The sequence below is a fragment of the Bradyrhizobium tropiciagri genome (assembly GCF_018130545.1).
Lineage (GTDB): Bacteria > Pseudomonadota > Alphaproteobacteria > Rhizobiales > Xanthobacteraceae > Bradyrhizobium > Bradyrhizobium tropiciagri_A.
In genome coordinates this window covers 550,893-576,951 of the sequence record NZ_JAFCKF010000005.1, presented here as the reverse complement: position 1 = coordinate 576,951, position 26,059 = coordinate 550,893, and the positions used below count along the sequence as shown (strand labels likewise).

At 63.9% G+C, this 26,059-nt stretch carries 20 protein-coding genes; 4 read left to right on the top strand and 16 right to left on the bottom strand.

The window, feature by feature from the left end; all coding sequences use genetic code 11:
- Positions 1 to 64 precede the first annotated feature (64 nt).
- Positions 65 to 1,456: an aminobacteriohopanetriol synthase HpnO gene (gene hpnO / locus JQ616_RS24220; RefSeq protein ID WP_212018763.1), complete on the bottom strand. Its 1,392-nt coding sequence runs from the start codon at positions 1,454 to 1,456 to the stop codon at positions 65 to 67.
- Between the two features lie 102 nt (positions 1,457 to 1,558).
- On the opposite strand from hpnO, the gene JQ616_RS24215 reads away from it, so the two are divergent.
- Positions 1,559 to 2,221, top strand: a complete 663-nt coding sequence (locus tag JQ616_RS24215; RefSeq protein WP_212018761.1) for a DUF2147 domain-containing protein — start codon at positions 1,559 to 1,561, stop codon at positions 2,219 to 2,221.
- An 81-nt stretch (positions 2,222 to 2,302) separates the two neighbouring features.
- Here JQ616_RS24215 and JQ616_RS24210 read toward each other — a convergent pair whose 3' ends face one another.
- Positions 2,303 to 4,918, bottom strand: a complete 2,616-nt coding sequence (locus JQ616_RS24210; RefSeq protein WP_212018759.1) for an MMPL family transporter — start codon at positions 4,916 to 4,918, stop codon at positions 2,303 to 2,305.
- A 451-nt stretch (positions 4,919 to 5,369) separates the two neighbouring features.
- On the opposite strand from JQ616_RS24210, the gene ispH reads away from it, so the two are divergent.
- Entirely contained in the window at positions 5,370 to 6,296 is a 927-nt protein-coding gene (gene ispH, locus JQ616_RS24205) for a 4-hydroxy-3-methylbut-2-enyl diphosphate reductase (protein ID WP_212018757.1), read from the top strand.
- A gap of 46 nt (positions 6,297 to 6,342) precedes the next feature.
- Positions 6,343 to 7,503, top strand: a complete 1,161-nt coding sequence (hpnH, locus tag JQ616_RS24200; RefSeq protein WP_212018755.1) for an adenosyl-hopene transferase HpnH — start codon at positions 6,343 to 6,345, stop codon at positions 7,501 to 7,503.
- 68 nt (positions 7,504 to 7,571) lie between these two features.
- Here hpnH and JQ616_RS24195 read toward each other — a convergent pair whose 3' ends face one another.
- From JQ616_RS24195 to JQ616_RS24150, 10 genes are all read right to left on the bottom strand, one after another.
- Positions 7,572 to 8,474 carry a Rossmann-like and DUF2520 domain-containing protein gene (locus JQ616_RS24195; RefSeq protein WP_212018736.1) on the bottom strand — a complete coding sequence of 301 codons (903 nt, stop codon included), beginning with the start codon at positions 8,472 to 8,474 and terminating at the stop codon, positions 7,572 to 7,574.
- Positions 8,471 to 9,313 carry a class II aldolase/adducin family protein gene (locus tag JQ616_RS24190; RefSeq protein ID WP_212018734.1) on the bottom strand — a complete coding sequence of 281 codons (843 nt, stop codon included), beginning with the start codon at positions 9,311 to 9,313 and terminating at the stop codon, positions 8,471 to 8,473. The genes JQ616_RS24195 and JQ616_RS24190 overlap by 4 nt, the downstream gene beginning before the upstream one ends.
- A gap of 1 nt (position 9,314) precedes the next feature.
- Positions 9,315 to 11,015: an acyl-CoA dehydrogenase family protein gene (locus tag JQ616_RS24185; protein WP_212018732.1), complete on the bottom strand. Its 1,701-nt coding sequence runs from the start codon at positions 11,013 to 11,015 to the stop codon at positions 9,315 to 9,317.
- Positions 11,012 to 11,656: a TetR/AcrR family transcriptional regulator gene (locus JQ616_RS24180; RefSeq protein WP_212018730.1), complete on the bottom strand. Its 645-nt coding sequence runs from the start codon at positions 11,654 to 11,656 to the stop codon at positions 11,012 to 11,014. Before JQ616_RS24180 ends, JQ616_RS24185 begins: the two co-directional genes overlap by 4 nt.
- A 334-nt stretch (positions 11,657 to 11,990) precedes the next feature.
- A complete protein-coding gene (locus JQ616_RS24175) occupies positions 11,991 to 12,746 on the bottom strand; it encodes a phosphorylase (protein WP_433995995.1) in 756 nt (251 codons plus the stop codon).
- On the bottom strand, positions 12,743 to 14,704 hold the full coding sequence (gene shc / locus JQ616_RS24170; protein WP_212018727.1) for a squalene--hopene cyclase: 1,962 nt from the start codon (positions 14,702 to 14,704) through the stop codon (positions 12,743 to 12,745). Before shc ends, JQ616_RS24175 begins: the two co-directional genes overlap by 4 nt.
- 170 nt (positions 14,705 to 14,874) lie before the next feature.
- Positions 14,875 to 16,125 carry a hydroxysqualene dehydroxylase HpnE gene (gene hpnE, locus JQ616_RS24165; RefSeq protein WP_212018725.1) on the bottom strand — a complete coding sequence of 417 codons (1,251 nt, stop codon included), beginning with the start codon at positions 16,123 to 16,125 and terminating at the stop codon, positions 14,875 to 14,877.
- On the bottom strand, positions 16,125 to 16,961 hold the full coding sequence (gene hpnD, locus JQ616_RS24160; protein WP_212018723.1) for a presqualene diphosphate synthase HpnD: 837 nt from the start codon (positions 16,959 to 16,961) through the stop codon (positions 16,125 to 16,127). The genes hpnE and hpnD overlap by 1 nt, the downstream gene beginning before the upstream one ends.
- Positions 16,958 to 17,836 carry a squalene synthase HpnC gene (gene hpnC / locus JQ616_RS24155; RefSeq protein WP_212018721.1) on the bottom strand — a complete coding sequence of 293 codons (879 nt, stop codon included), beginning with the start codon at positions 17,834 to 17,836 and terminating at the stop codon, positions 16,958 to 16,960. The genes hpnD and hpnC overlap by 4 nt, the downstream gene beginning before the upstream one ends.
- 196 nt (positions 17,837 to 18,032) lie before the next feature.
- Positions 18,033 to 18,272, bottom strand: a complete 240-nt coding sequence (locus tag JQ616_RS24150) for a hypothetical protein (RefSeq protein ID WP_050420121.1) — start codon at positions 18,270 to 18,272, stop codon at positions 18,033 to 18,035.
- Between the two features lie 406 nt (positions 18,273 to 18,678).
- Here JQ616_RS24150 and JQ616_RS24145 point away from each other — a divergent pair, with 406 nt between their 5' ends.
- Complete coding sequence (locus tag JQ616_RS24145) at positions 18,679 to 19,182, top strand: hypothetical protein (RefSeq protein ID WP_212018719.1); 504 nt, start codon at positions 18,679 to 18,681, stop codon at positions 19,180 to 19,182.
- An 82-nt stretch (positions 19,183 to 19,264) separates the two neighbouring features.
- Here JQ616_RS24145 and JQ616_RS24140 read toward each other — a convergent pair whose 3' ends face one another.
- The 4 genes from JQ616_RS24140 to JQ616_RS24125 form a co-directional block, all read right to left on the bottom strand.
- On the bottom strand, positions 19,265 to 21,649 hold the full coding sequence (locus JQ616_RS24140) for an efflux RND transporter permease subunit (RefSeq protein ID WP_212018717.1): 2,385 nt from the start codon (positions 21,647 to 21,649) through the stop codon (positions 19,265 to 19,267).
- Positions 21,650 to 21,846: 197 nt separating this feature from the next.
- The gene (gene eutC, locus JQ616_RS24135) at positions 21,847 to 22,641 is read right to left on the bottom strand and encodes an ethanolamine ammonia-lyase subunit EutC (protein WP_212018715.1); all 795 of its coding nucleotides are present in this window, start codon (positions 22,639 to 22,641) and stop codon (positions 21,847 to 21,849) included.
- Between the two features lie 4 nt (positions 22,642 to 22,645).
- On the bottom strand, positions 22,646 to 24,232 hold the full coding sequence (locus tag JQ616_RS24130) for a B12-binding domain-containing radical SAM protein (protein ID WP_212018713.1): 1,587 nt from the start codon (positions 24,230 to 24,232) through the stop codon (positions 22,646 to 22,648).
- Positions 24,233 to 24,361: 129 nt separating this feature from the next.
- Positions 24,362 to 25,744: an ethanolamine ammonia-lyase subunit EutB gene (locus tag JQ616_RS24125; protein WP_212018711.1), complete on the bottom strand. Its 1,383-nt coding sequence runs from the start codon at positions 25,742 to 25,744 to the stop codon at positions 24,362 to 24,364.
- Positions 25,745 to 26,059 lie beyond the last annotated feature (315 nt).

Sequence of the window (26,059 nt, the reverse complement as noted above, 5' to 3'; positions counted from 1 at the left end):
CCAAGCTTCTCGAACGTCGCGGCGGGTTACGGCTTCGCCTAACCCGCCTTACGTTTCTTCGAGCTTACGCCGACTTGCGCACCGCGTTGTCGACCAACGTCTTGCCGAGCGACCAGATCGCGCCGGGGACCTTGTGACTGCCGGCGATCACGTCGTCGAACGACTTCTCGATCCAGCTGCAGTCCTCTTCGGTGATCGTGAGCGGCGGCAGCAGCTTGATGGTGTGCAGGCCGTGACCGGCGACCTGGGTCAGGATCTTGTGATCCTTGAACAGCGGCACCGTGATCAGCTGGCAGAACAGGCCCTTGTTGGCGGTCTCCAGTAGATTCCACGACGCTTTCAGCCGCAGCGATTTCGGCGGCCCGAACTCGACGCCGATCATCAGGCCCTTGCCGCGGACTTCCTTCATCAATTCATAGCCCGGCACCATGCGCGTCAGCGCGAGGCGGAGCTCGGCGCCGCGCTTGGCGGCGTTCTCGACCAGCCTCTCGGCCTTGATGACGTCGAGCGTCGCGATGCCGGCGGCCATCGCCAGATCGTTCTTCGCAAAGGTCGAGCCATGCACGACCGCGCGATCCATCTGGTTGAAGATCTTGTCGAAGATGTTCTTGCGCGTCAGCAGCGCGCCGATCGGCACGTGGCCGCCGGAGAGCGCCTTCGCTAGCAGCACCATGTCGGGCTCGATGCCCCAGTGCTCGATCGCGAGGAATTTGCCGGTGCGACCGATGCCGGTTTGAATCTCGTCGGCGATGAACAGCGTGCCATATTTGCGGCACAGCGCCAGCGCGCCGGGCAGGAACTCGTCGGTGGGCATGTTGACGCCCTTGCCCTGGATCGGCTCGACGATGAACGCACCGACCTGGCGCGACGACAGCGCCTTCTCCAGCGCCTCGAGATCATTGAAGGGTATCGGGGTGCAGCCGGGCAGTAGCGGCTCGAAGCCGCTGCGGAAATTCGAATCATCCGTCAGCGACAGCGCTCCGTAGGACAGGCCATGGAACGAATGCCCGCAATAAACGATGCCAGGGCGGCCGGTCGCGCCGCGCGCGAATTTGATCGCAGCTTCGACGGTTTCAGCGCCGGAATTGGCGAAAAACACCTTGTCCAGATATGGAACGTATTCCAGCAGCCGTTCCGCGAGCACGCCGGCGAGCGTGGAGACGTCGAGCTGCACCAGATTGGGCAGATCGGCGTCGAGCACGCTCTTCAGCGCCTGGCGCAGGGCCGGATGATTGCGGCCAATCGCAAAAACGCCAAATCCGCTCAATAGATCGAGGTAACGAGCCCCCTGACGATCGAAGAGGTATTGGCCTTGCCCCTTCTGGAAGCCGACGTCGTAGCCGATGGTCTTGAGGACGCGAACGAGCTGCTCGTTGAGGTGACGCGTGTGCATGGCACCGCGCTGCCCCTCGCGCTCCACAAAAATCTCGGAAACGTCTAAATTGGAACTTACCATTCGTTACATACGTCGGTTGATGGCCATCTCGTCAACTTAAAACGCTCGCTAGCGGCGTTTTGACCCCCGCTCGGATCGTCGAGTTAAGCACAGGTTTGGACCATGTTGCACTGCCCAAGAACTTTCGCGCGCACAATAGCCTTTTCGGGTTTATTTTTGGCCACCGTATTATCACCGGCACTTGCAGCGGACCCGACCGGCGACTGGAAGGTCGCTGATGGTGTCGCCACCATCCGCGTCGCCCAGTGTAATGGCAACATGTGGGGGGCAGTGTCTTGGGAAAAAACCCCCGGCGGCAAGGATAAGAACAATCCTGATCCTGCGAAGCAGAGCAGGCCGACGCTCGGCATGCCGATTCTGATCGACATGAAGAAGAAGGCCGGCGCCGATGCGTGGGAAGGCCAAGTCTACAACGCCAAGGACGGTCAGCTCTACAGCTCGACCATCAAGCCGGTCGGCACCGATCAGCTCGAGATCCAGGGCTGCGTGCTCGGCTTCCTGTGCGGCGGCGAGACCTGGACCCGTGTCGGTCCGCCGATCCCGATGAGCGTTGCCGGCAACCCGGCGGCCGCAGGCAACTCTGCGGCGAAGGGCGCCCTGCCCAAATCAACAGCGCCGCAGAACCAGAAAACCACCGGCGCCGTGCCGCCTGCTACCAAGCCAGGTCAAAAGCCGGCAGCCCACACCCCGGGCAACGCCAATGCGTCGGCTGACACAGTGGGTGATATCTGCCTGCTGCCGGACATCGCGCGGCCGACGCACTGACACGTCTAGCATCGCTCGGCCTGCGATTGCAGCTTGGCGGCATCAGCCGCCAAGCCGGATCAAAAGCAGGCTGCCGACGCGTCAGGTGACGTCGTTGGCGATATCCTCGTCCTTGAGGGTCTCGCGCGGCTTGCCCATCAGCGCCGGCTGGAACAGCAGCACCGCCGCCAGCGTGGTGACGAGCGACAGCGCAAGCAGCTTGCCCATGCTCGCGGTGCCGGGATGGCTGGACAGCCACAGGCTGCCGAACGCGGTCGCCGTGGTCAGCGCGCTGAAAAAGATCGCCCGCGTCAGGCTCGACTGCAGCAGGTTCGTCCTGCCCTGCCGCCATGCTGTGACATAGTAGATCTTGAACGCCACACCGACGCCGAGCAGCAGCGGCAGCGCGACGATGTTGGCGAAGTTGAGCGGCAGCCCGATCAAGACGCAGATCTCCAGCGTGACGATGCCGGCGACCAAGAGCGGCACCAGCGTCATCAGCACGTCGACGACACGGCGCAGCGCCAGCCACAGCAGCAGGCTAATGGTGACCAGCGCCAGAATGCCGGCGTGGATGAACGCATTCACGATGACATCGCCCGACTTCAGGATCGAGACCGGTCCGCCGATCGCGGTCGGCTCGGCGGCGAGCACCGCGTCGGCAAAGCGGCGCAGATTGTCGTTGTCGTTGGGATCGCCCTTCGGCTCGACCTCGACACGCATCAGGCCGTCCTTGGTCTTCCAGCTCTGGACCAACTCGGGCGGCAGGTTCTGCAGCGTGACGGTCTGGGCCTGCAGCGTGTTGCGGAGCTGATCGAACACGATCTTCATCGGCGCGACGAAGACGTCCTGGGCCTTGTCGCGGGTGGCCTGGGTCGAATCGGCAAGCTTCTGCAGGGCGTCGGCGAGCCGGCGCGCGGCAACCGCACCCGGTCCCTTGCCGTCGCCCGCGGTCCTGCGCAGGCTGTCGACCGAGCTCTTCAGCGACTCCACATTCTCCTGATCCGACGGCGCCGGATCGACCGAGTCCGGGTTGAGCGCGGGGCCGAGCGTCTTGGCCGCCTGCGCGATCAGCTTCAGCTTGGCCGGCTGATCATCAGGCACGAAGCTTTCGAGCGACATCACGCGCGATACTTCCGGCAATTTCTCGAGCTTGGCCTCGATTGTCTTTACGTCGGCTTCCGAGCGCGTCATCACGTTGATGGCGTTGGCGCCGGTGTTTGGATCCTTCCTCAGATCGAGGAAGGTGGCGATTGATTCCGCCTGCTTGTTGCGCAGATTGATCGGGTTGAAGTCGAACTTCATCCAGTGCAGCAGCGGCAGGCCCGCGACGGCGACCAGCAGCGTGCCGACGATGATCGGAACGCGACGCTTTTCCAGGAAGTGGTCGAGCGGCGCCAGGAAGGCGTAGCCGACCGGCTCCTTCTCTCCCGGAGGGTTGAGCAGGTCGAGCAGCGCCGGCAGCACCGTGATGCTGGTGACGAACGCCACCAGCATGCCGGCGCCGGCGATCTTGCCGAGCTCGGAGATGCCCTTGTAGTCGGTCGGCAGGAAGCACAGGAAGCCGGCGGCGGTCGCCATCGCCGCAAGCGACAGCGGCACCGCCGAGCGGCGAGCCGCGTTTTCCAGCGCCAGCGTCAGGTTGTCGTTCTTGTAACGCTCGGAGCGGTAGCGCACGCTGAACTGGATGCCGAAGTCGACGCCGAGTCCGACGAACAGCACCGCGAAGGCGATCGAGAGCAGGTTCAGCGATCCGACCATCATCAGGCCGACCGCGGTGGTGAGCGCAAGGCCGATGAACAGGTTGACGAACACGGCGAAGATGATCTTGCCGGAGTGCAGCGCCAGCCAGAGGATGATCAACACGATCACCACAGTGCCGATGCCGTTGGTGATCGCACCGTCCTGCACGGTGGCGTATTCCTCGTTGGCGATCGGCACCGGTCCGGTCAGGCGGACGCGCGCGTGATATTCGGTCGGGAATTTCAGGTCGGCGGCCGCCTGGCGGATCGCATCGGTCGCGGCCTTGCCGGGCTCCAGCGCCGAATAGTCGATGATCGGCTTGATCTCGATGAAGGCGCGCTTGTCCGAATCGGTCAGCGGCTTGTCGCTGGTGAGCTCGCGCCAGGAGAAGGTGGCGCTGCCCTTGTTGAGGACGGTCTCGACAGTCTCGGAGATCAGGTTGAAGGGCGGCGCGGCATTGTCGAGCTTGACCTGTCCGCGCTTGACGCCGGCAAGGCCGGTCTCGAGCGCGCCGGTCAGTCCGCGAATCGAGGGATCGCCGGCCATGATTTCGATCAGCGGCGCGGCCGATTCGAGCTGGCCCGCCACCTTGCCGACCTCTTCGGTCGGCAGGAACAAGAGGCCGTTCTTCTCGAAGAATTCGCCGGAGCCGAGCGCGGTGATCGCCTCGAAGTTCTTCTTGTCGGCCTGCAGCTTCGCGGTGAGCGCCTTCGCGGCCGAGCTGGTCAGCTCGGGCGTCGCTCCTTCGACGACAGCCAGGATCAGTCGCTCGCGGTCAAAGGCTTCCTCGAACTGGTTGTCGCGCTTGCGCCAATCCAGATCCGGCGAGATCAGCTTGTTGATGTCGGTGTTGATCGAGAAGTTGCGGGCCGTATAGAAGCCGGCGCCGATCGACAGCAGCACAGCGAGAATGACAACCGGAAGGGCAAAACGCGTACAGGTCCTAACAACGGAGACGACAATATTTGTCAGCACTTCGTTTCTTTCTAATCTCGGGGAAGCATGGCCGAAAACGCCCGCTCTGTAGCGGAGTTCCGGGGACCGATCTAATGTTGTTTTGGTTACCTTCCTCGACGGGATGGCGAGGAGGTTCCAAACCACAGGAACGGCCGCGAGTGGCCGGTATAAACCGCATCAGTGGGCGATAAAGTGACGAACAAGTGAGGGGGACGGAGGGTCGCAGGGCCCCGATTCCATACCATATTACCTCAAATGTCCTTTGGCATAGGCCCCGCTATCCTTCGAGACGCTACCTTTTTGCCACAAATCCCTGTATTTCCATGCGCTTGGGGCGACGATCCCGTGCAGGAACTGTGATGGCGCGGACATTGCAACTGACGTTGCAAGGTCCGACTTGTGGAGTGCGTTGCCGAAAAGGCCGCAGGGCATTGAAAGAGATTGGTGCGATTTGCGTAACGGACGACCGATGGAAGTGTTTCTTGCCCAGCCGCGCGGCTTTTGTGCGGGCGTTGTGCGCGCGATCGAGATCGTCGAACGCGCGCTCGCGAAGTATGGCCCGCCGGTCTATGTCCGCCACGAGATCGTGCACAACAAGCACGTGGTCGAAAGCCTGAAGAAGAAGGGCGCAATCTTCGTCGAGGACCTCTCGGAGGTGCCGGCCAGGGCGGTGACCGTGTTCAGTGCCCATGGCGTCGCCCGGAGCGTCGAGGAGGAGGCGGAAGCCCGCGACCTGCCGGTGCTCAATGCCACCTGCCCGCTGGTCACCAAGGTCCACAATCAGGGCAAGCGCTATATCTCGAAGGGCCGCGCCCTGATCCTGATCGGGCATGCCGGCCACCCCGAGGTCGAGGGAACCATGGGACAGGTTCCGGGGCCGGTTTTCCTGGTCCAGAACGTTCAGGATGTGGCGGAACTGAGGCTGCCGACCGACAGTCCGGTCGCCTACATCACCCAGACCACCCTGTCCGTGGACGATACCAGGGACATTATCGCGGCCCTTCAGGCAAAATTTACAGATATTCAAGGCCCGGACATCAGGGATATCTGCTATGCGACACAGAACCGCCAATCTGCGGTAAGGGACCTAAGCAAGCTGGTGGACGTCATTTTGGTGGTGGGGGCCGCCAATAGTTCCAACTCGAACAGGCTTCGTGAGATCGGCACCGAGGTCGGCGTCGCGAGTTATCTCATTGCCGATGGGAGCGAACTCAACCCGGATTGGCTGAAGGACGCGAAGGCCGTCGGCATCACCGCGGGTGCATCGGCACCCGAAGTTCTGGTCGACGATGTCATCGAGGCTCTGCGGCGCATCGGACCGGTGTCGGTCTCCGTCGTTCCGGGCCGAGAAGAGAATATCGAATTCCGGCTGCCAGCCGAATTGACTGCGGGCTGATCTGAACCCACTTCCCTTTGAATAAGTGCAGAAAGAAAATCGTCTAATGGCTATACCGTTCTTCAAGGAAATGCGTATCGGCGGTTATCTGATCAAGCAGAAGCTGCTTGGCCGCAAACGCTATCCGCTCGTGCTGATGCTCGAACCGCTATTCCGTTGCAACCTCGCCTGCGTCGGCTGCGGCAAGATCGACTATCCCGATGCGATCCTCAATCGCCGCATGACGGCGCAGGAATGCTGGGACGCGGCCGATGAATGCGGCGCGCCGATGGTGGCGATCCCCGGCGGCGAGCCGCTGATCCACAAGGAGATCGGCGAGATCGTGCGCGGCCTCGTGGCGCGCAAGAAGTTCGTCTCGCTGTGCACCAACGCATTGCTGCTCGAGAAGAAGCTCGATCTGTTCGAGCCGTCGCCCTATCTGTTCTTCTCGGTGCATCTCGACGGCCTGAAGGACCATCACGACAAGGCAGTGTCGCAGAAGGGCGTGTTCGATCGCGCCGTCTCCGCGATCAAGGCGGCCAAGGCGCGCGGCTTCACGGTCAACGTCAACGCCACCATCTTCGACGGACATCCGGCCGAGGAGATTGCCAAATTCCTCGACTTCACCACCGAGCTCGGCGTCGGCGTGTCGATGTCGCCGGGTTATGCCTATGAGCGTGCGCCCGACCAGGAGCACTTCCTCAACCGCACCAAGACCAAGAAGCTGTTCCGCGACGTCTTTGCGCTCGGCAAGGGCAAGAAGTGGAACTTCATGCATTCCGGCCTGTTCCTCGACTTCCTCGCCGGCAACCAGGAATACGAGTGCACGCCCTGGGGCATGCCGGCACGCAACATCTTCGGCTGGCAGAAGCCCTGCTATCTGCTCGGTGAAGGCTACGCCAAGACCTTCAAGGAGCTGATGGACACCACCGATTGGGAGACCTACGGCACCGGCAAGTACGAGAAGTGCGCCGACTGTATGGCCCATTGCGGCTACGAGCCGACCGCGGCGACCGCTGCGATCAACAACCCGCTGAAGGCGATGTGGGTCGCACTGCGCGGCATCAAGACCACGGGCCCGATGGCGCCCGAGATCGACATGTCGAAGCAGCGTCCGGCGCAGTACATCTTCGCTGAGCAGGTCGAGAAGAAGCTTTCGGACATCCGCCGCGACGAGGCTGCGGCCGCCGCCGCCAAGCAGCAAGCGAAGGCTTCGACTGCCGCCTGAAGCTCGATGTGAGCGAAAGCAGAAAGTTCAAAAGCCCCGGTTCAGCGAACCGGGGCTTTTTTGTTGGATCAGGATGCCGCCTGCTGTTCCAATCTCGTCCGCAGCAATAATTGCTCGATCTCCGCCGCACGCGGCGCGCTGAGCGTGCCGCGCTCGATCCCGAGCGGGACATTGCGCAGCGCCAGTTCGCGATACAACGCACCCGAGGACGGGAACCGCTCGTCGAGGGCGCGGAGATGCTTGAGGATGGTGCCGACATCGCCGCGCGCCACGCAGCCGCCCATGCCGTTGGCCAATCCGCCGTCGAGCACGGCCGCGACCGTACCTCGCAGCAGCGGCATCATCGCGCGCAGCGCGTCGGCCTCGCTGGCGCCAAAGCTCTTCCAGAGCTCGACGCCTTCCTTGAGCAGCGCGATCAGGAACGGACCGACATAATAGGCCGAGGCGTGATACAGCGCCCGCACGCCGGCCGGCAGCGCCAGCGGCTCGCAGCCGATCCGGGTCGCGAGCCATTCGAGGTCGCGCCTGAACTCGCCCTCGGCCTCGATACCGACAGTGCATCCGCGCAGCCCCTCGAGCGCAACGTCGGGATTTGCGAACATCTGCATCGGATGAAAGCCGCCGGTGACCGCGCCGGAGGCTTTGGCATGGTCGAGCGCGGCGAGCTCGGTCGCGCCGCTGCAATGGACCACGCGGTGACGCGGCTGCCAGCGCAGATCACGGCAGACCGGCAGGATCGCATCGTCGCTCACGGTGAGGAAAACCATCTCGCAACTGTCGACGACCTGCTGCGCATCCGGCATCGGCCGTGCCGACGGGACGCGGGAGCCGAGACGCTGCGCGGCATCGGCACCGCGGTTGTAGAACGCCGCGACATTCAGATCAGCGCGGGCGAACGCCGGCGCGAGCGTTTGCGCGACCCGGCCGGCGCCGATGAAGCCGATCCGCAGCGCCGCCAGCGACGTGCTCACTGCGCGTAGCTCCCGTCGATGCGGTCGAGCCTGCGCCGCAGCGCCGGCCATTCCAGCAGGCCATAACCGGCTTGCAGATTCTGCGCCGCTTCATTCATCGTCGGGTTGGTGTCGCGCTCATTGTCCAGCGTGATCTCGGTGCCGGCAAAGCAGGTCACCGTGTTGCCGATCGCCAGTTCGGTCGGCGCGTGCAGCGGCCGGCCGCAGCCGAGCGCATCGATCTGGATCCGGCAGGCCTGCTCCAGCCAATAGATCGCGTTGAACGCCTGCTGAATCGTGGTGCCGCACACCAAGAGGCCATGATTGCGCAGGATCAGGACGTTGTTGCGGCCGAGATCGGCGACGACACGGTCGCATTCCTCGCGATCGATCGCGGGCCCCTCGAAGTCGTGATAGCCGATCCGGCCGTGAAATCGCATCGCGGTCTGCGATAGCGGCAGCAGTCCCTCGGCAAGCGTGCTGACCGCCGTGCCTGCCCTGGTGTGGGTATGCAGAACGCACTTCACATCGGGCCGCGCGCGATGGATCGGCGCGTGCAGATAGAAGCCGGCGACGTTGACGCTGTAGCCGTGATCGGGCTGCAGCAGGGTCCGACCTTCGATATCGATCTTGACCAGGTTCGACGCCGTGATCTCCTCGTACAGCATGCCGTAGGGATTGATCAGATACTGATCGTCATGCCCCGGGACCTGGGCACTGATGTGATTGTAGATCAAATCAGTCATGCCATAGAGCGCGACCAGACGGTAGCACGCCGCGAGATCGACCCGGGTCGCCCATTCCTCTTCGCCAACGACGGCCCTGATATCGTTGACCGCACACACTTCGCTCTGACGCATGTTACTGGGGCCCTTGGTAGCGGATGACGGAGGCGCGTTCGAGGATGCCGCTGAGGCCTTCCGACGATGGAAGCGCACCGAACACGTGCATCGCGTCGGCGCCGAGCCTCGATTGCACGAACAGATCGGCGGCTGCGGCATCACTGTGCTTCAGCATCTCGGCGGCCTGCAACGCATGCGCCATGCGGGTGACCAGCGCCCGCGCATGCCCGTCGTCCGGATAGCTGGCCTGCAAGCGATCGGCGAGGTCGTCGGTGCTCCGGTCATAGATCGGATTGAGGCCCCTGCTCGCGCGCAACTCGTCGATGAACGCGTCCCGGCAATTGGCATCGCGCTGCATGGCCCGCAGCACGTCCATGCACATCATGTTCGAGGTGCCTTCCCAGATCGAATTCAACGGCGCCTCGCGATACAGCCGCGCCATCGCATTCTCCATGATGAAGCCGTTGCCGCCGTGCACCTGCAGGCATTCATAGGTGAAAGCCGGCGCGCGCTGGCAATTCCAGAACTTCATCACGGGGGTCGCGACCCGCGCCAGCAACCGCTCGTGTTCGCTGCTTTGCAGGCTGTCGGTCGCGCGCGCGACGCGGAACGCACCAAGCATAGCCGCCTCGCTCTCGAGCGCGAGGTCGGCAAGCACGTTGCGTTGCATCGGGAGCTCGGACATCGGCTTGCCGAACGCGGTTCGGCTTTGCGCATGATTGATGGCAAGGCTCAACGCCTGCCGCATCAGTCCGGCGGAGCCGACCGCGAAATCGAGCCGTGTCAGATGCGCATGCGACAGGATCTCCGCGATGCCGCGGCCCTCTTCGCCGACCAGGATCGACCAGGTGTCGTGATACTCGATCTCGCTCGATGCGTTAGAGCGGTTGCCGCATTTGTCCTTCAGACGCTGGATATGGATGCGGTTGGCGCTGCCGTCCGGCAACAGGCGCGGCACGAACAGGCAGCTGACGCCGGATTGGGTGCGCGCCAGCGTATAGAAGCCATCGGCGACCGGCACCGAGAAGAACCATTTGTGGCCGGTGATCGCATAGATCTCTCCATGCGCGCCGCGCTCGACGAAGCGCGCGGTGGTCTGGGTCTCGCGCAGATCGGAGCCGCCCTGCTTCTCGGTCATCGCATAGCCGATGACCGCCGCACGCTTGGCCTCGATCGGAAGTCGGCGCGGATCGTAACCCGCCGCCAGCGTTCGCTCGCGCCACAGCGCGAATTGCGGCTTGCCGGTAAATCCGGCGATGGCGGCGTACGCCATCCCGGTCGGGCAACCGACGCCGTTCTCGATCTGATTCCAGAGATAGCTCAGCGCCGCGCGCGCCAGATGGCCATGCGGCTCGCGCGTCGACCAGGCGAGGCTATGCACCTCGCTCTGGAACGCCAGCGCCATCAATTGATGCCAGGCCGGATGGAATTCCACCCAATCATTGCGGTTGCCGTAGCGGTCATGAGTCACGAGCTTCGGCTCGTGCTCATTGGCAAGCCGCGCCGCCTCCTGCACGGCCTCGTCGCCGGCATGGGCGCCGAGTGCAGACAGCTTGCCCTGCGCCCACGGCGCCAGCTTCGCGATCAGGCCGCTCAACGCGCGGTCGTCATCGAATGCGTTGAAGCCTGTCGCGGGCCGCGCCTGGTTGCGGACTTCATGGGTCGCAAACGGACTGGCTTTGGTTTCAGCGACGGCTACTGGCTGGACACGCGCATTCATGCGGACGCTCTCGATACAGGGGTCAATTCAGGCGTGGCGTGGCGAAACAGCATGCGCGCGGCGAGCCCTGCGATCGATTGCGCGATCGCCTTCGCCGCGTCGGAATCGGGAGCCGCTTCGGGCGCCAGCGGACCGACCAGCGCCTCCATGAACGCGCCGGTCACACAGGATGCGGCGACATTCGCGTCGATCTCGACGAACTCGCCGTTGGCGATGCCGCGCCGGACCAGACGTGCGATCTGATCGGCGAGCGCGGCCCGGTATTTCAGGCGCGCCGCGTCGATCTCGGGTTCACAGGGTTCGGCGATCAGCGCGTACGCCAGCCGGCGGCCGCGCATGGCGCGGACCGAGAATGTGTAGATCGCATCCACCAGGCATTGCGACGCCGATCCCTCGGCCTCGACGATCGCGGCGACCACGGCCACCTCGCGCTCAGACACCAGCCCAAGCACCTGCGCGTACAGGTCCGCCTTCGAGTCGAAGTAGCGGTACACGCTGCCCGTGGCCACGCCGGCCCGTGCGGCGATCAGTGCGATCTGGGCGTCCTTCCAGCCGCTCAGCGCCACGGCTTCCCTCGCCGCATCCAGGATCCGCGCCTTGGTCTCGACCAGCTGATTGAGGCGAACCGCTGCGATTGCCATAGTGAACCTTAATTCATGAATACAGGATCATAATTCATACTCGGTTGAATGCCGGGGTCTGTCAAGCGTCCACAGGCTCACTGCGGCGCCAGGACGCGTCCTGCCGCCCCCAGCGCGGCCGCCGCCCCACAGACCTATTGAGGGACGCCGCCACACGGCAGGGCTCAGGCCCGCCCCAGCGGGCAAATACGGAGCTCGCAGCCCCTGCTGAGCGCACGAGGCCGGCACGGAGCGGCGTCGAGCCAAATCGTCGACCAAAAAAGCAAAAGGCCCGATCGCAACGCGATCGGGCCTTTGTTTTGAGCTTAACCCGTCCCAGCTCGGGACGGTTGGATCAGGCCGCCTTCGCCGTCACCAGGACGTCGTCCACCGGCATCAGCACCTCGTTGCCGAGCAGGAAGCCGCGGCAGCTGCGTAGCGAGCGCAGCGCGCGATTGAAGTCGATCCCGGTCGACACCAGCGCCCGCAACGTCCGCGGATTGCGCGCGATGCCGCGCAGCACCTTGCGCAGGTCGATGTCGCCGTTCGGCTTCACTGCTGACTTCGCCAGCTCCGGCAGCGCCCGGTGCGCGGGATCGCTGATCACGCGCAAGGCCGCGAACGGAATGCCTGCTTTGGCGGCATAGGCTGCCGCGATATGGCTCTCCATATCGACCGCAGCCGCGCCTGTGATCGAGCGCAGCGCGGCCTTGCAGGCCTTTGCCGCGATCACCTCTTCCACGCCAGCGAGGCCGCCACGGACGATCCTGCGGCGCTTCAGCGCGGCGCTGGTGATCATCTCCTCGTTCAAGGCGGATGCGGCCAGGAAACGGGTATCGCCCGACATCACCTCGGTCGCGACCACGACGTCGCCCGATTTCAGCGACGGGTCGAGCCCGCCGGCCACGCCGAACGAAATCACGCCACGGAAGGTCTTCGGATCCAGCGTCTCCAGCAGTTCACGCAGTTGCTGCGGATCGCTCGAGCTACAGATCACGATCATGCCGGGGCCTGCCGCGATGCGGGCCTCCTGCACCAATCCAGTCACAATCAATACCGGCCGAGGATCAATTCTGCCCACGGTCGCGGCGGCCCCCGCCTCAACAATCACATCCCGACCCCTACCACCCTGCTATTGGTGCTTCTCAAATTCCGATACCGCGCCAGCGCCCAGAGCGGAAAGAACTTCGAGTAGCCATGATATCGCAAGTAAAATACCCGCGGAAACCCCGTAGCCGTGTATCGCTGCTCGTCCCACAGCCCTTTTTCCGTCTGTGTTGCCTTTAGGTACTCCACCCCCCGCGCAACGGCGGGGTTTTCGACCTCTCCGGCCGCCATCAATCCAAGCAAGGCCCATGCCGTTTGCGAGGACGTCGATGGCGCAACTTCATAACCCTTGTAATCCAGCCGGTAACTGACGGCGTCCTCGCCCCAGCCGCCGTCCTGATTCTGGACCAACGCCAGCCAGTCTACCGCTTTCCGAATCATCGGGTCGTTGCGATCGATCCCTGCGACATTAAGCGCACACAGCACCGACCAGGTGCCGTAGACATAGTTGAGGCCCCAGCGGCCATACCAGGAGCCCTCGGCGAGCTGGGTGCGGCGCAGATAGGCGATACCGTCGGCCATCGCCTTGCTGCTCTCGGCGGTCTCGCCGAGTTGGCCCAGCATCGAGATGCAGCGCGCGGTGACATCCTCGGTCGGCGGATCGAGCAAGGCGCCGTGGTCGGAGAACGGGATGTTGTTGAGGTAATATTCGAGGTTGTTCGCGTCGAACGCAGCCCAGCCGCCGTCGCGGCTCTGCAGGCCCTCGATCCACTCGCGGCCGCGCGCGATCGCCTCGTCATATTCCCGGGTTCCAGAATGACGGCGGACGCGGTCCATTGCCATCACAACCACAGCGGTGTCGTCGAGATCGGGATAGTGGTCGTTGTTGTACTGGAACGCCCAGCCGCCGGGACGAACGTCCGGCGCCTTCACCGCCCAGTCGCCCTTCAGGTCCAGCACCTGGCGCGGCTTCAGCCAGTCGAGGCCCTGCTTGGCCTTGGCGAGCGTGTCGTCGCCGCCAGCTTCCTGCAGCGCATGACAGGTCAGCGCGGTGTCCCACACCGGCGAGACGCAGGGCTGGCAATAGGCCTCGTCGTCGCCGATCACCAGCAGCTTGTCGATGCCGCGGCGGGTGATGGCGCGCGGCGGGAAACTCTCGTCCTTGCCGAGCGCCTCGTACATCATGACGATGTTGGCCATCGGTGGATAGATCGCGCCCATGCCGTCTTCGCCGTTCAACCGCTCCTCGGTGAAGGCGAGTGCGGCGTCGATTGCGCGCTGACGCAAGCTGTTCGGAAACATCGGCTCGATCACGCGCAGCACGGCGTCGAGCGAGCGGAACAGATAGAACCAGCTCGCGCTCTGATGCGGCGCCTTCGGCGCCATGCGGACCGATTTCGGATCCTCCAGAAACAGTTCGTCGATGCCGACGCCCTTCGGGTTCTTCGCGCGCGGCTTCAGCGCGGCGAGCACCATCAGCGGCACCATGGTGGTGCGCGCCCAATAGGAAATCTTGTTGATGTGGAAGGGCGACCACATCGGCAGCAGCATGATCTCGATCGGCAGCACCGGCGTCGCCCGCCAGGTCACGACGCCATAGAGCGCGAGCAGGAAGCGCGTGAACACATTGCTGGCCGAAGCGCCACCGCGCGAACGGATCGCCTCGCGCGCCCGCACCATATGCGGCGCATCGACGGAATCGCCGATCATCTTCAGCGCGAAGTACGACTTCACGCTGGCGCTCATGTCGAACGGGCCATCATGCACCAGCGGCCAGCCGCCATGCGTGCCCTGGACGCGACGCAGATAATTGCCGATCTTGGCCTCGAGCCCGGCATCGACCGGCTCGGCGAGATAGTGACGCAGCAGGATGTACTCGGCCGGAATGGTGCTGTCGGCCTCGAGCTCGAACACCCAATGTCCGTCGGACTGGCGATAGCCGAGCAGCGCTTCGGTTGCCTTGGAGATGCTCTTCTCCAGCGCGACCGGGTCGACTGCAACGCCGTGATCTCTCGAAAGCATTTCGCTCGCTATCCTCTTCATCGCGGACCGGCTGATCGAAAGCCGCGGCCGCTCCCGAAGATGATCCGATCAAATCGGATCATCTTCTCATTCATTTGTTGGTCGCATTTTCTTCACGCGAACCGGTAACCACTTCGCTCGAAAATGCTCCAACAGGTCGAATCTCGAATCTAGCGCCTGGCCAGAACCAGATCGGCGGCGCGATCACCCGACCGCACCGATCCCTCGATGGTTGCTGGCAACCCGGTAGCAGTCCAGTCGCCGGCAAGGAACAGGTTTTTTTGCGCCGTTGCGGGCCCCGGACGCAGGGCATTCTGCTCCGGCGTTGCCTCAAATGTGGCACGGCGTTCGCGCACGATCTGCCAGGGCGGCAAGTCGCCGGAAACGCCGGATGCCTTGCAGATGTCGCGCCAGATCGCCTGCGCGAGCTCTTCGCGCGGCATGTCGACCAGCCGGTCGCCATTGCTGATCGTCACCGACAGCCGTTGCGGGAACGCGAACAGCCATTCCACGAGGCCACCGACCACGCCGAGAATGGGCGCAGCGTCGCGCGGCGGATCGACGCGGAAATGCGCGTTGACGATGGCGCGGAATTTGGTCGGCGTTTTCAGGCCGGGCAACAGCGATGCCGCGGCGCGCGGCGGCACCGCGAGCACGACGGCATCGTCGGCCGCCAGCGCGATCTTGTCGCCACCGCCGAAATCGAGCTCACTGATGCGATCACCGGACATGCCAAGCGCACGCAATTCGTGACTGAACTGGACGCTGTGGCCCTGCTCCTGCAGCAGCTTCACGGCCGGCTCGATCAGGACCGAGCTCAGACCGTCGCGCGCGATCAGCGGGCGGCAGGCCTGCCCACCGGCCAGCAGCGTCTCGCGCACGATGGCGCCGGCCAGCCCGGCCGAGCCCTCCGGCGGATCGACGTTCAACGCGGCCAGCAGCAGCGGCTGCACCAGCCGGTCATACAGCGTGCCCTTGCAGGGAATGGTGTTGCCGACCAGCGCACCGGTGCCGGCCCAGGCCAGCGGCGCCAATGCGAGATAGTCGCGCAGGGTCGTGTCCGGAACGCGGCGTGCCTCGTCGAACACCCACAGCGGCAGGCGGGAATCGCCGAGGTCAAGCTGCCAGCGCTGGCCGCCAGCCAGATCGACGAACGGAAACTGCGCGCGCGCAGGGCCCACGAGGCCAGCCTCGGTACCGATCGAGCGCGCGTAGCTCAGCGCATGGCGGTTGCCCGACAGCAGCAGATGGTTGCCATTGTCGATGGTGAGATTGGTGGCGGCGTCGAAATAGGAGCGGCAGCGGCCGCCGGCCTGCTGCGTCGCCTCGTGCACGGCCACTTTGTAACCGCCATTGGCGAGCCGCACGGCGGCGGAGAGGCCGGAAATACCGGCACCGATGATATGAACGGTCTTTTGCATCAGATGATCGCGTAACGAAGAAGAATGCCGATCTTGGCGGCCTTGGACACGCGCACCGGCTCACGTGGCGCGGCGAAGCCGCGCGCGATCAACAGATCGAGGATCGCGCGGTAGTATTTCGACATGATCCGGGGAGCGCGCACGGCGCGGCGCGAATTGCGCTTCATGATCTCGTCGGATTTCTGGAAATGCATCTTGGCGCGCTCGGCGAGCGGCGCGCACACCTTCGGCAGCGCGCGGTCGGCGGTGACGCGGGCCGGGTCGTCGTTGGTGATGCCGGCGTGCCAGAGCCATTCGCGCGGCAAATAGAGCCGGCCGAGACCGGCATCCTCGTCAATGTCGCGGAGGATGTTGGTGAGCTGCAGCGCGCGGCCGAGGTGATAGGCGAGCTCGATGCCGTCCTCCTCGGGAAGGCCGAACACGCGCACCGACAGCCGGCCGACCGCGCTCGCGACGCGATCGCAATACAGATCGAGCGTCGCGAGATCCGGCGCGCGGATGTCCTGCGGCACGTCCATCTCCATGCCGTCGACGATCGCGACGAAATCCTCGCGCTTCAGGCCGAAGGCCTTCACCGAGCCGACATAGTCCTTCAGCCGCTCCGGCGGATGCCCGGCATAGAGCGCGTCGATATCGTCTCGCCACTGCTGCAGCGCCGCCAGCCGCTCCGGCCGCGGGCCGTCGGAATCGGCGATGTCGTCGACCTGCCGGCAGAAGCTGTAGATCTGGAACATCGCCTCGCGCTGCGCGTGCGGCAGGATGCGCATCGCGGCATAGAACGAGCTGCCCGACGCGGTGCTTCCGTAATTTGCGTTGGCCGCCGCCTCGACACTCATGCGCCTGCCGCCGTCTTGGAGACCGCACGGCGGCCGGTCGCGCGCTGCGCGGTCTCGCCGGCGACACCGCCGAGACTTTGCAGCAGCAGTTCAACCTTGCTCAGATGCACGCGCTCGCTGAGCGGATCGCGCACTTTCAGCATGGTGACGATCTTGTCGGCGAACGCCTGGATCACCGAGATCTCGAGCCCGAGCCGGAAATCCTTCACCTCGGCAGCGAGCGACTTGCTCTGGTCGAGCAGCGCCTCGGTGCGCACCGCGAGCGCCTGCAGGCATTTGAGCAAGGCCGGCTGCGACTTCGCCTCGCCGAGCATCTCGACCGTTGCACCCGTGGCAGCCAGCGCATCGCGCGGCAGGTAGACGCGGTTCAGGTTGCGGTAGTCCTTGCCGCAATCCTGCAGATGATTGTTGATCTGCAATCCGGCGCACAGCGCATCCGACGCCGCCCAGGTCGAGGTATCCTCGCCGTGGACATCGAGCATGAAGCGCCCGACCGGCATCGCCGAGTAACGGCAATAGTCGATCACGTCGTCCCAGTTCTCGTAGCGCAGCTTGGTGACGTCGAGGCGGAACGCCACCAGCACGTCGAGCGCGTGCCGCGGCGGCATGCCGCGCTCGGCGAAGGCCCGGCGCAGATTGACCGCCTCCTTCTGGGTCTCGCCGTTGCCGAGCAGCTCGGCCTCCATGAGGTCGAGGTAGCGGAGCTTCTCCGCAGGCTGCAACGTGGCATGATCGGCGATATCGTCGGCGGTGCGGACGAAATTATAGAAGGCCAGGATCAAGGCGCGATGCCGCGGATGAATGATCCACGACGCGACGGGAAAATTCTCGTCGCGGTGGGTCTTTCCGGATCGCAGGTCGCTCGCGGTGGTCATGGGAAATTTGGGCTACACTGGTCATGGCACGACGCAGGCGCGAACGGTCGGGCGCATGCGGGGGATTTGCGAGCCCCATATAGGGGAATACGCCACCAAAACCAATGCTATCTGTGACCGCCAGCATAAGCGGCCGCGGCCGGCATGGCTGCCAGCCGCGGTGTCGATAGCGGTCCCTTGAGACCTGAATTCGGTCTTACTGGCCGTGGGTCTTCAGCACCTGGTCGCAGGCGGCACTGATCTTGCTGCGGTTCTGCTGCAGGCAGGCGAGAATGGTGAAATCGCCCTGATCAATCACGGAGCGGCAGTGACGCTGCACGTCGCGCGTGCAGGCCTTCTGCTCATCGGGTGTACCGCGTCCCTGCTGCTGCTGGGCGACGGCGCTGGACGCGAGCGGGATCGACAACAGGGCAAGAGCCAAGAGAAATTTACGCATCGTATTCCTTCATTTCCGACAGCAGAAAATCTGTTCCCGAAACGCGTTTCGGCATGGCCGGGACGGATTTTGGGGATTGCAGACGCCACGTAACGCGGCAACGGATTGACGACAAGCACCGCTAAATGCGGCTAAATTTGCGGCGCTGTAAACCCCCACATAAGCCATTGATTCGAAAAAGTGATTCATGCCATCACTTTGTCGCGTTTGACTATTGCGGGCAGCACTTGCGCAAAGCTACATGCCGTCATGAGGCATGCGGTTTCTGATTCTGTTCGATGACAATAAAGGCGCTGGGACGGCGCTTCTGTCGTTTGAACCTAACATTCTTCGGTGACACTAAACCTTCGATGCGGCGAGACGCTGTCTTGCGTGGGAAGCGTTGATTTTGATGGGAAAATTCACAATGAAACTGTTTGGTTCCAGCCTTTATGGTCAGGCTCTCAGGGCTGTGGGCGTCGGCGCCGCACTGATGCTGTCTGCCTCCGCCGTCCAGGCCCAGGCCAGCGGTCCCTTTGCCGGCTTTGCCGGCTCGTGGAGCGGAACGGGCACGGTGGCGTTGTCCAACGGCACGACGGAACGAATCCGCTGCAAGGCTGATTACAAGGTCGCGCCATCGGGCATGAGCCTGAAGCAGTCCCTGCATTGCGCCAGCGACAGCTACAAGTTCGACCTCTCCAGCGATGTCACCAGCCAGGGCGACCGGATCTCCGGCAATTGGAGCGAGGCCAGCCGCAACATCTTCGGCAATCTGCAGGGCACCGCGGGCGGCGGACGGATCGACGTGTTCGTCGAGGCCTCCGGCTTTGCCGCGAACCTGAACCTGCAGACCAACGGCTCCAAGCAGGTCGTGCAGATCGACTCCAAGGGTGAGATCCGCGGCGTCTCGATCACGATGACGAAGAGCTGACGCTCCGCCGCCGATTTCGCCGGTCAACAAAAAAGGCCCGGTTCCGAACGCTTCGGAACCGGGCCTTTTGTTTGTCAGGACATCAGGCCTTTTCGATCGGCGCGGGCTGCCCGCCCTTGCCGCGCAGCTTCTGCGACAGGTTGATCAGGAACATCGAGGTCGGCCGCAGGATGAAGAGGTCCGCGACCAGGGCTGCGACCATCGAGAACGCGCTGAGCCAGCCGAACAGGCGCAGCGACGGCAGGTCGGAGAACACGGTGACGACGAGGCCGCAGGCCAGCACCACCGTGGTCAGGATCAGTGCGGGTCCGACCAGCACGGTGGCGCGCTCGACCGCGAGTTCCGGCGTGACCCCCGGCTTGGTCTCCAGCCGCAGGCGGTTGAGGAAGTGGATGGTAGCGGAAAGGCCGAGGCCGAACGACACGGTCAATGCCACCACGCTGGCGAATTGCAGCCCCTCCCCGAGCAGCCACAGCACGGTGCCCGATAGCACCACGGGGAAGATGCCGGGCAGGATGCAGGAGAACATCACCACGACCGAGCGGAACGCGAGCCCGATGAAGATCGCGACCAGCAGAAACTCGATGGTGAGACCGTGGTTGAGCTTCTCGATCATGTTGGCGCTGTTGCGCGCAGCAATCACCGACAGGCCGGTGACGGCGATCTCGTAACCGGGATGCTCGGCGCGCACCTTGTCGAGCGAATGATCGAGCTTGTTCACCACCGGAAGCAGCTGGCTCGAATCCAGATCAGGAACCCGGCCCGACACCACGACCGCGTCCTGATCCTTCGAGATGAAGCGCCGCACGAGATGTTCGGGAATCACGCTGACATATTCCTTCAGCGTCGCGACATCGTTGCTGCCGGCCTTTTCGGCGAGCCAGCGCCGCAGGGTTTCCAGCGACCAGACGTTGCCGACGCCGGCCGAGTCCTCGACCATCGCGTGAACGTCGGCGATCGTCTTCAGCGTCTCCGGCGAGTAGAGCGATTCACCCTTGGGGAATTCGATCAGGACGTCGACCGGGTTGGCGCCGGTCAGCTTGGCATCGAGCCGGCTCGATGCCTCCACCGCCTGCCGCTTGTCCGGCACCTGGTCGGCGAGCCGGTAACGCGGCTCCAGATTGGCATAGATGATGCCGAGGCCGCCGACGACGATCAGCGCGAGCAGGCTGAAAAGCCCGGGACGGCCGACCATGCGCACCGCGATCCAGTAGCAGAAATTGCGCAACGCCTGCACGCCGGCATCCGCGCTCTGGAACTTGACCGCAAAGACCTTCTCGTTGCGCACCAGCAGGATGCCGAACACCGGCACCAGCGACAACACCGCGACCAGCGCGATGATGGTCGCCGCAAGCCCGGCCTCGCCGAATTTGCGGATCAGGTCGGAATCCGAGAATTGCAGCGCGATGAAGGAAATGCCCGCCGTGCCGTGGGTCAGCACGCAGGCCGGGCCGACCACCAGCACCGCGTTCTTGAACGCGGTGAACTTGTCCTGCCCCGCGATCAGCCGGTCGCGTGCCGCGAATGTCAGCTGCATCGAGTCGGAGAAGCTGATCACCATGATGAGCGGGGTCATCACGTTGAGGAACATGTTGAGATTGAAATTGGCCCAGCCGAGGCCGCCGAGCGCGAGCAGGATCGCGATCATCGGCGGGAATGCCGCCGCCACCATGAACGATATCTTGCGGAAGAAGATGATGGCGATGACGCAGCCGGCCAGGATGCCGAGGATGTTGTAGGTCAGGCCATCGCGCTCGACCGCGTTGCGGATCTCGAGCTGCATGACCGGCACGCCGGACAGCTGGGCATTGAGCCCGCTGCCGCCGAGATCGTCGGCCATGATCTTCCTGATGTCGCCGACTACCTTGCCGAGCTTGTTGCTGCCGACCACCTCCGGCTCGAGCGACAGCACGACCAGCGCGAGCGTGCCGTCCTCCGACAGCAGCTTGCCGCGGATGATCTCGTTGCTTTTGATGGTCTCGACGAATTTGTCGTAGGCCGCGCCCTCGGGGAGTTCATTCGGGAACAGCGCCGCCGGCAGCTTGCCTGGCTCCGGCGCCTGGCGTGCGGAGAACAGCGACACCAGGCCGCGCACGCCCTCGACGAGCTGCAGGTCGGTGACCATGTCGCGCAGCTTGCCGAGATTGTCGCGGGACAGCAGCGTCTTGCCTTCGACCACGACGAGGACGTCGAACTCGGTCGCCGGGAAGCGCTTGGTCACCGCCTCATATTGCTTGTAGTCTTGGGAATTGGAGCGGAACAGCTGCGACAGCGAGTCGTCGATCTTGATCCGGTGGATGCCGAACACGGCGCCGATCAGCAGCAGAACCAGGACGACGCAGGACAGGATCGGCGCCCGCATCGGGATCAGGCCGAGACGCTCGATCCCGAAGGCGATGCTGGGGCCGGATCGCGGCTCTTCGACCTTCCCGACGTGGACCTGACTTTCGGAATTCTTTTCGAGCATGCCCTGTCCAGTTCTGCAAACGGCTCAATCTGTCTAGCTTGGGTCTAGGGGCGCGAATGAGGCGGGTGAGCGCGATTGTTCGGCGCTAGTCCTTGAAAACACGCGAATATTGACCGGCGCCGGTTTTACCTGTCCGCCCTCTTGCTCGCAAGCGCGAGGCACGCGCCAAATCGACGGGGAACCGCCGATATCAGCCATTAAGTAACTGATTTGCCACACCCTGGGAGCGCATTCTGTGACGATCCACCGCCGCTTTCATCCTTCAATGCGACCCCGGTGATCTGGCGTGCCAAGCCTTCGCGCACAAGCCAGGCGATTCTGAATGCGGCGTCCGCATAGCTCAGCCCGGCACGGTGGATGTTGGAGACGCAATTGCGGTCGGCATCGGTCAAACCGATCCGCGGCGCGAAGGTGAGATAGGCGCCGAGGCTGTCGGGTGCGGACAGGCCCGGCCGCTCGCCGATCAGCATCACCAGCATACGCGCGCCGATGATGGCGCCGATCTCGTCACCGAGCGCGACCCGCGCCCCCGAGGCGACGATCACCGCACCCGCATCGCTCCTGTCGGCCGCAAGCTGCGGCAACAGATGCCGGAGCAATTCGACCGCGTGCACATTGACCGCCGTCGGCGACAGGCCGTCACCGATCACGATGGCACAGGAGCACGCGGTGACGCCGCTGCCCTCAAGCGATCGCCGCGATGCCGAATCCAGCATGCGCCCGAGGTCGGGCCGGCGCAGGTAGTCGCGCCGGCTGTGCGCCTGGCTCGACACCTCAAGCGGCGTGATGCCGAGACCGCCAAGACCGGCGGCAATGCCGCCGACATCGAACGCGGCGTGAACCGCGTCGCGGGCGCGGGCGTGGTCAAGCGTGAAGGAGAGCAACGCGTTGGTCGGCAGGCTGGCCCCGGACCGGCCGAGACCGACGCGCGCCGGCGTCAGGTCGCGCAAATCGGAAAGCGCAGGGGGCGATGGCACCGGCGGTGTCGTCATGCTGTCATTCGGCGGGAACGGACGCCTCGCGCAGCCGGATCGAGTAGTTCGAGGCGTTCTGCCGGCCGCTGGAGGCTGCACGCGCAAACGTGATCAGATGATGCGCGACCAGCGTCGCGGAGATCAGCCCCTCGATGTCACCGCGCTTGAGCCGGCCGAGCGCAAACTTCCAGAACACCCGCCTGTAGTCGCCGAGCACGCCGACCTTCCAGAAGATGTTGCGCAGCATGATCAGGCCGCGCCGGATGTTGGCCCAGCTCTTCATCTCCGGGCTGACTGGCACCTTGATGCGGTTGGCATAGGTGTAGTTGCACTGATGCAGATAGCGCTCGAACAGCTTCTTCGGCTCGTAGGCGATTTCCATGCATTTGCGCCAGGAACTGACCACGTCCTCATAGGGCAGCAGGAACTCGACATTGGAGTCGCGGCCCTCGTCATCGACCAGGCGCCCCGCTTTCTCAAGCCGGTCCCACAGCGGCGTCTTCGGCAACGCCTGCAGCAGATTGATGGTGAGCAGCGGAATCCGGGATTCCTCGACGAAGGAAATCAGCGCGTCGCCGGTCTGCGGCTTGTCGGTATCGAGCCCCATGATGATGCCGGAGACGACCTCCATGCCGAACGAATTGATGGTGCGCACGCCCTCCAGGATCGGAACCATCATGTTCTGATCCTTGTGCATGGCTTTCAGCGCATCGGGATCCGGCGTCTCGATGCCGACGAAGATCGTCACGAAGAACGCCTCGCGCATCTTCTCCAGGATCTCGGGCCGCTTGGCGATGTTGAGCGTCGCCTCGCAGGCAAGGCGCGTGACATAGCCGGTCCGCTTCTGCCACTCGATCAGATGCGGCAGCAATTCGCTCGCAGCCTTGCGGTTGCCGATGAAATTGTCATCGACGAAATACACGGTGTCGGTCGCGCCGCACGCACGCAGCTTGTCGAGCTCGGCGATGATCTGCTGCGGCGATTTCAGCCGCGGATTGCGGCCATAGAGCCCGGGGATGTCACAGAACTCGCATTGATAGGGGCAGCCCGAGGAGAACTGGATGCTGCCGAGAAAGTACTTCTTGGTCTCGGCGAGCTCATAGGCCGGCAGCGGAAAGTCCGTCATCGGCAGGCGGTCGACGGTCTTCAGCACCACCTGCTCGTCGGGACGGCTGGTGTCGTCAGCCAGGCGCCGGATCAGCTCATTGGTGGCGTCGCCGAGCTCGCCGACATGAAGGTAGTCGAATGCGGGATAGTAGTCCGGGCAGGCACTGACCGACGGACCGCCGATCGCGACCACCAAGTCATGGTCATGGGCGCGGTGGCAGATGTCGTTCATCTGCTGGCGCTGGATGTGCATACCGCTGACGAACACGGCCTCCGCCCACGCGAAATCCTCCGCGGTTGCGGGCCGCAGGTTCTCGTCGACGAAACGGACCGACCAGTTCTCCGGAAGGTATGCGGCGATCAGCAGCAGGCCCTGCGGCGGCATGAACGCCTTGACGCCGTCAGTCAGGGCATAGGAGTGCTCGAAGGTCCCAAACGACGACGTATAGCGCGGAAAGACGCAGAGGATACGCCGTGCTGTCTCTATGCCCTCAGCTCTCATCAATACGACCCCGAAGCACCTGCAAATCTAACCACGGCGCGGAACGCTGGGCCAGAAATTCTTCAACATTGTGGCACTACCTAACGTCACAACGCCGAGATAGTTGCTCTGCAGAATTTCGCTATCCCGTCAGGTCAAGAGCCTGGCTGCGAGGTCGGGCAGCCGCTCCGCATCGTCAACAAGGCGGAAGTCCTGCCCGGCAAGGCCGACACGCGCGAGCCAGGCGTCGAATTCGGGCGCCCGCTTCAGGCCGAACAGGTCGCGGATGTAGAGCGCATCGTGAAACGATGTCGACTGATAGTTCAGCATCACGTCATCGGCGCCCGGCACGCCCATGATGAAATTCACGCCGGCGGCCGCAAGCAACGTCAGGAGATTATCCATGTCGTCCTGATCGGCCTCGGCATGGTTGGTGTAGCAGACGTCGATCCCGAGCGGCAGGCCGAGCAGCTTGCCGCAGAAATGATCCTCGAGCCCGGCGCGGATGATTTCCTTGCCGTCATAGAGGTATTCAGGACCGATGAAGCCGACCACGCTGTTGACGAGCAGCGGATCGAACGCGCGCGCCACCGCATAGGCGCGCGCCTCGCAGGTCTGCTGGTCGACCTGGTGATGGGCGTTGGCCGACAGAGCCGAGCCCTGCCCGGTCTCGAAATACATCACATTGTCGCCGACCGTGCCCCGGTGCAGCGACATGCCGGCTTCGCGCGCCTCGCGCAGCAACGACAGGTCGACGCCGAAGCTGCGGTTGGCCGCCTCGGTGCCGGCGATCGACTGGAACACGAGATCGACCGGCAGCCCCTGCCCGATCAGCCCGAGCGTGGTCGTGACATGGGTGAGCACGCATGCCTGCGTCGGAATCTCGAGCCGCGTGATGATGTCGTCGAGGAGCCGCAGCAGGGTGCCGATCACTTTCGGATCGTCGCTCGCCGGATTGATCCCGATGCAGGCATCGCCCGATCCCAGCAGCAGCCCGTCGAGGATCGAGGCGGTGATGCCCTTGGGGTCGTCGAACGGATGGTTGGGCTGCAACCGGGCGCTCATGCGGCCGCGCAGACCGATGGTGTTGCGGAACGCGGTCGTGACATCGCATTTCTTCGCCACCAGGATCAGATCCTGGTTACGCATCAGCTTCGACACCGCCGCCACCATCTCCGGCGTGATGCCGCGCGAGATCTTCCTGATCGCTTCGCCAGTGGCCGCATCCGACAGCAGCCAGTCGCGGAAACCGCCGACGGTGAGCGATGACACCGGCACAAAGCCGGCAACGTCGTGGCTGTCGAGGATCAGGCGCGTGACTTCATCGTCCTCATAGGGGATAACCGGCTCGTCGAGGAATTGCTTGAGCGGAAGGTTGGCCAGCGCAAGCCGCGCGGCGATCATCTCCTCCGCGCTGTCGGCTGCGATGCCGGCCAGGCGGTCGCCGGAACGCGGCGGCGAGGCCTTGGCAAGCAGGACGCGCAGATCATCGAATGCGTAATTGGTGGCGTCGATTGTGTGACGATAGAGCATGGGAGTTCGCGTCGAGGCCGGGGCAATTTAACCTAGCATCTCTTTGCGAAAGTCGTGCCATCGGCTTCACCGCCTCGCGCGAGGGGGATGTTGATGAGTGATGATGATGGCGGGCCGTCACTCGACAGTGCCGCAGGACGGCGGAACATGAGAGGTTCGGAGCGCCTCATAAGACATTGGGATTATTTAGAGATTTAGCCAGCTGCAGCCAGCGCAAAACACGCTTGTTAAGACATTATCCATGAAGATTTTGCATAAGCTTTAATTGGCCGAAGGTACTCCCCGGCCCTTTGGAGTGCCCGCAATGCCCGCCCC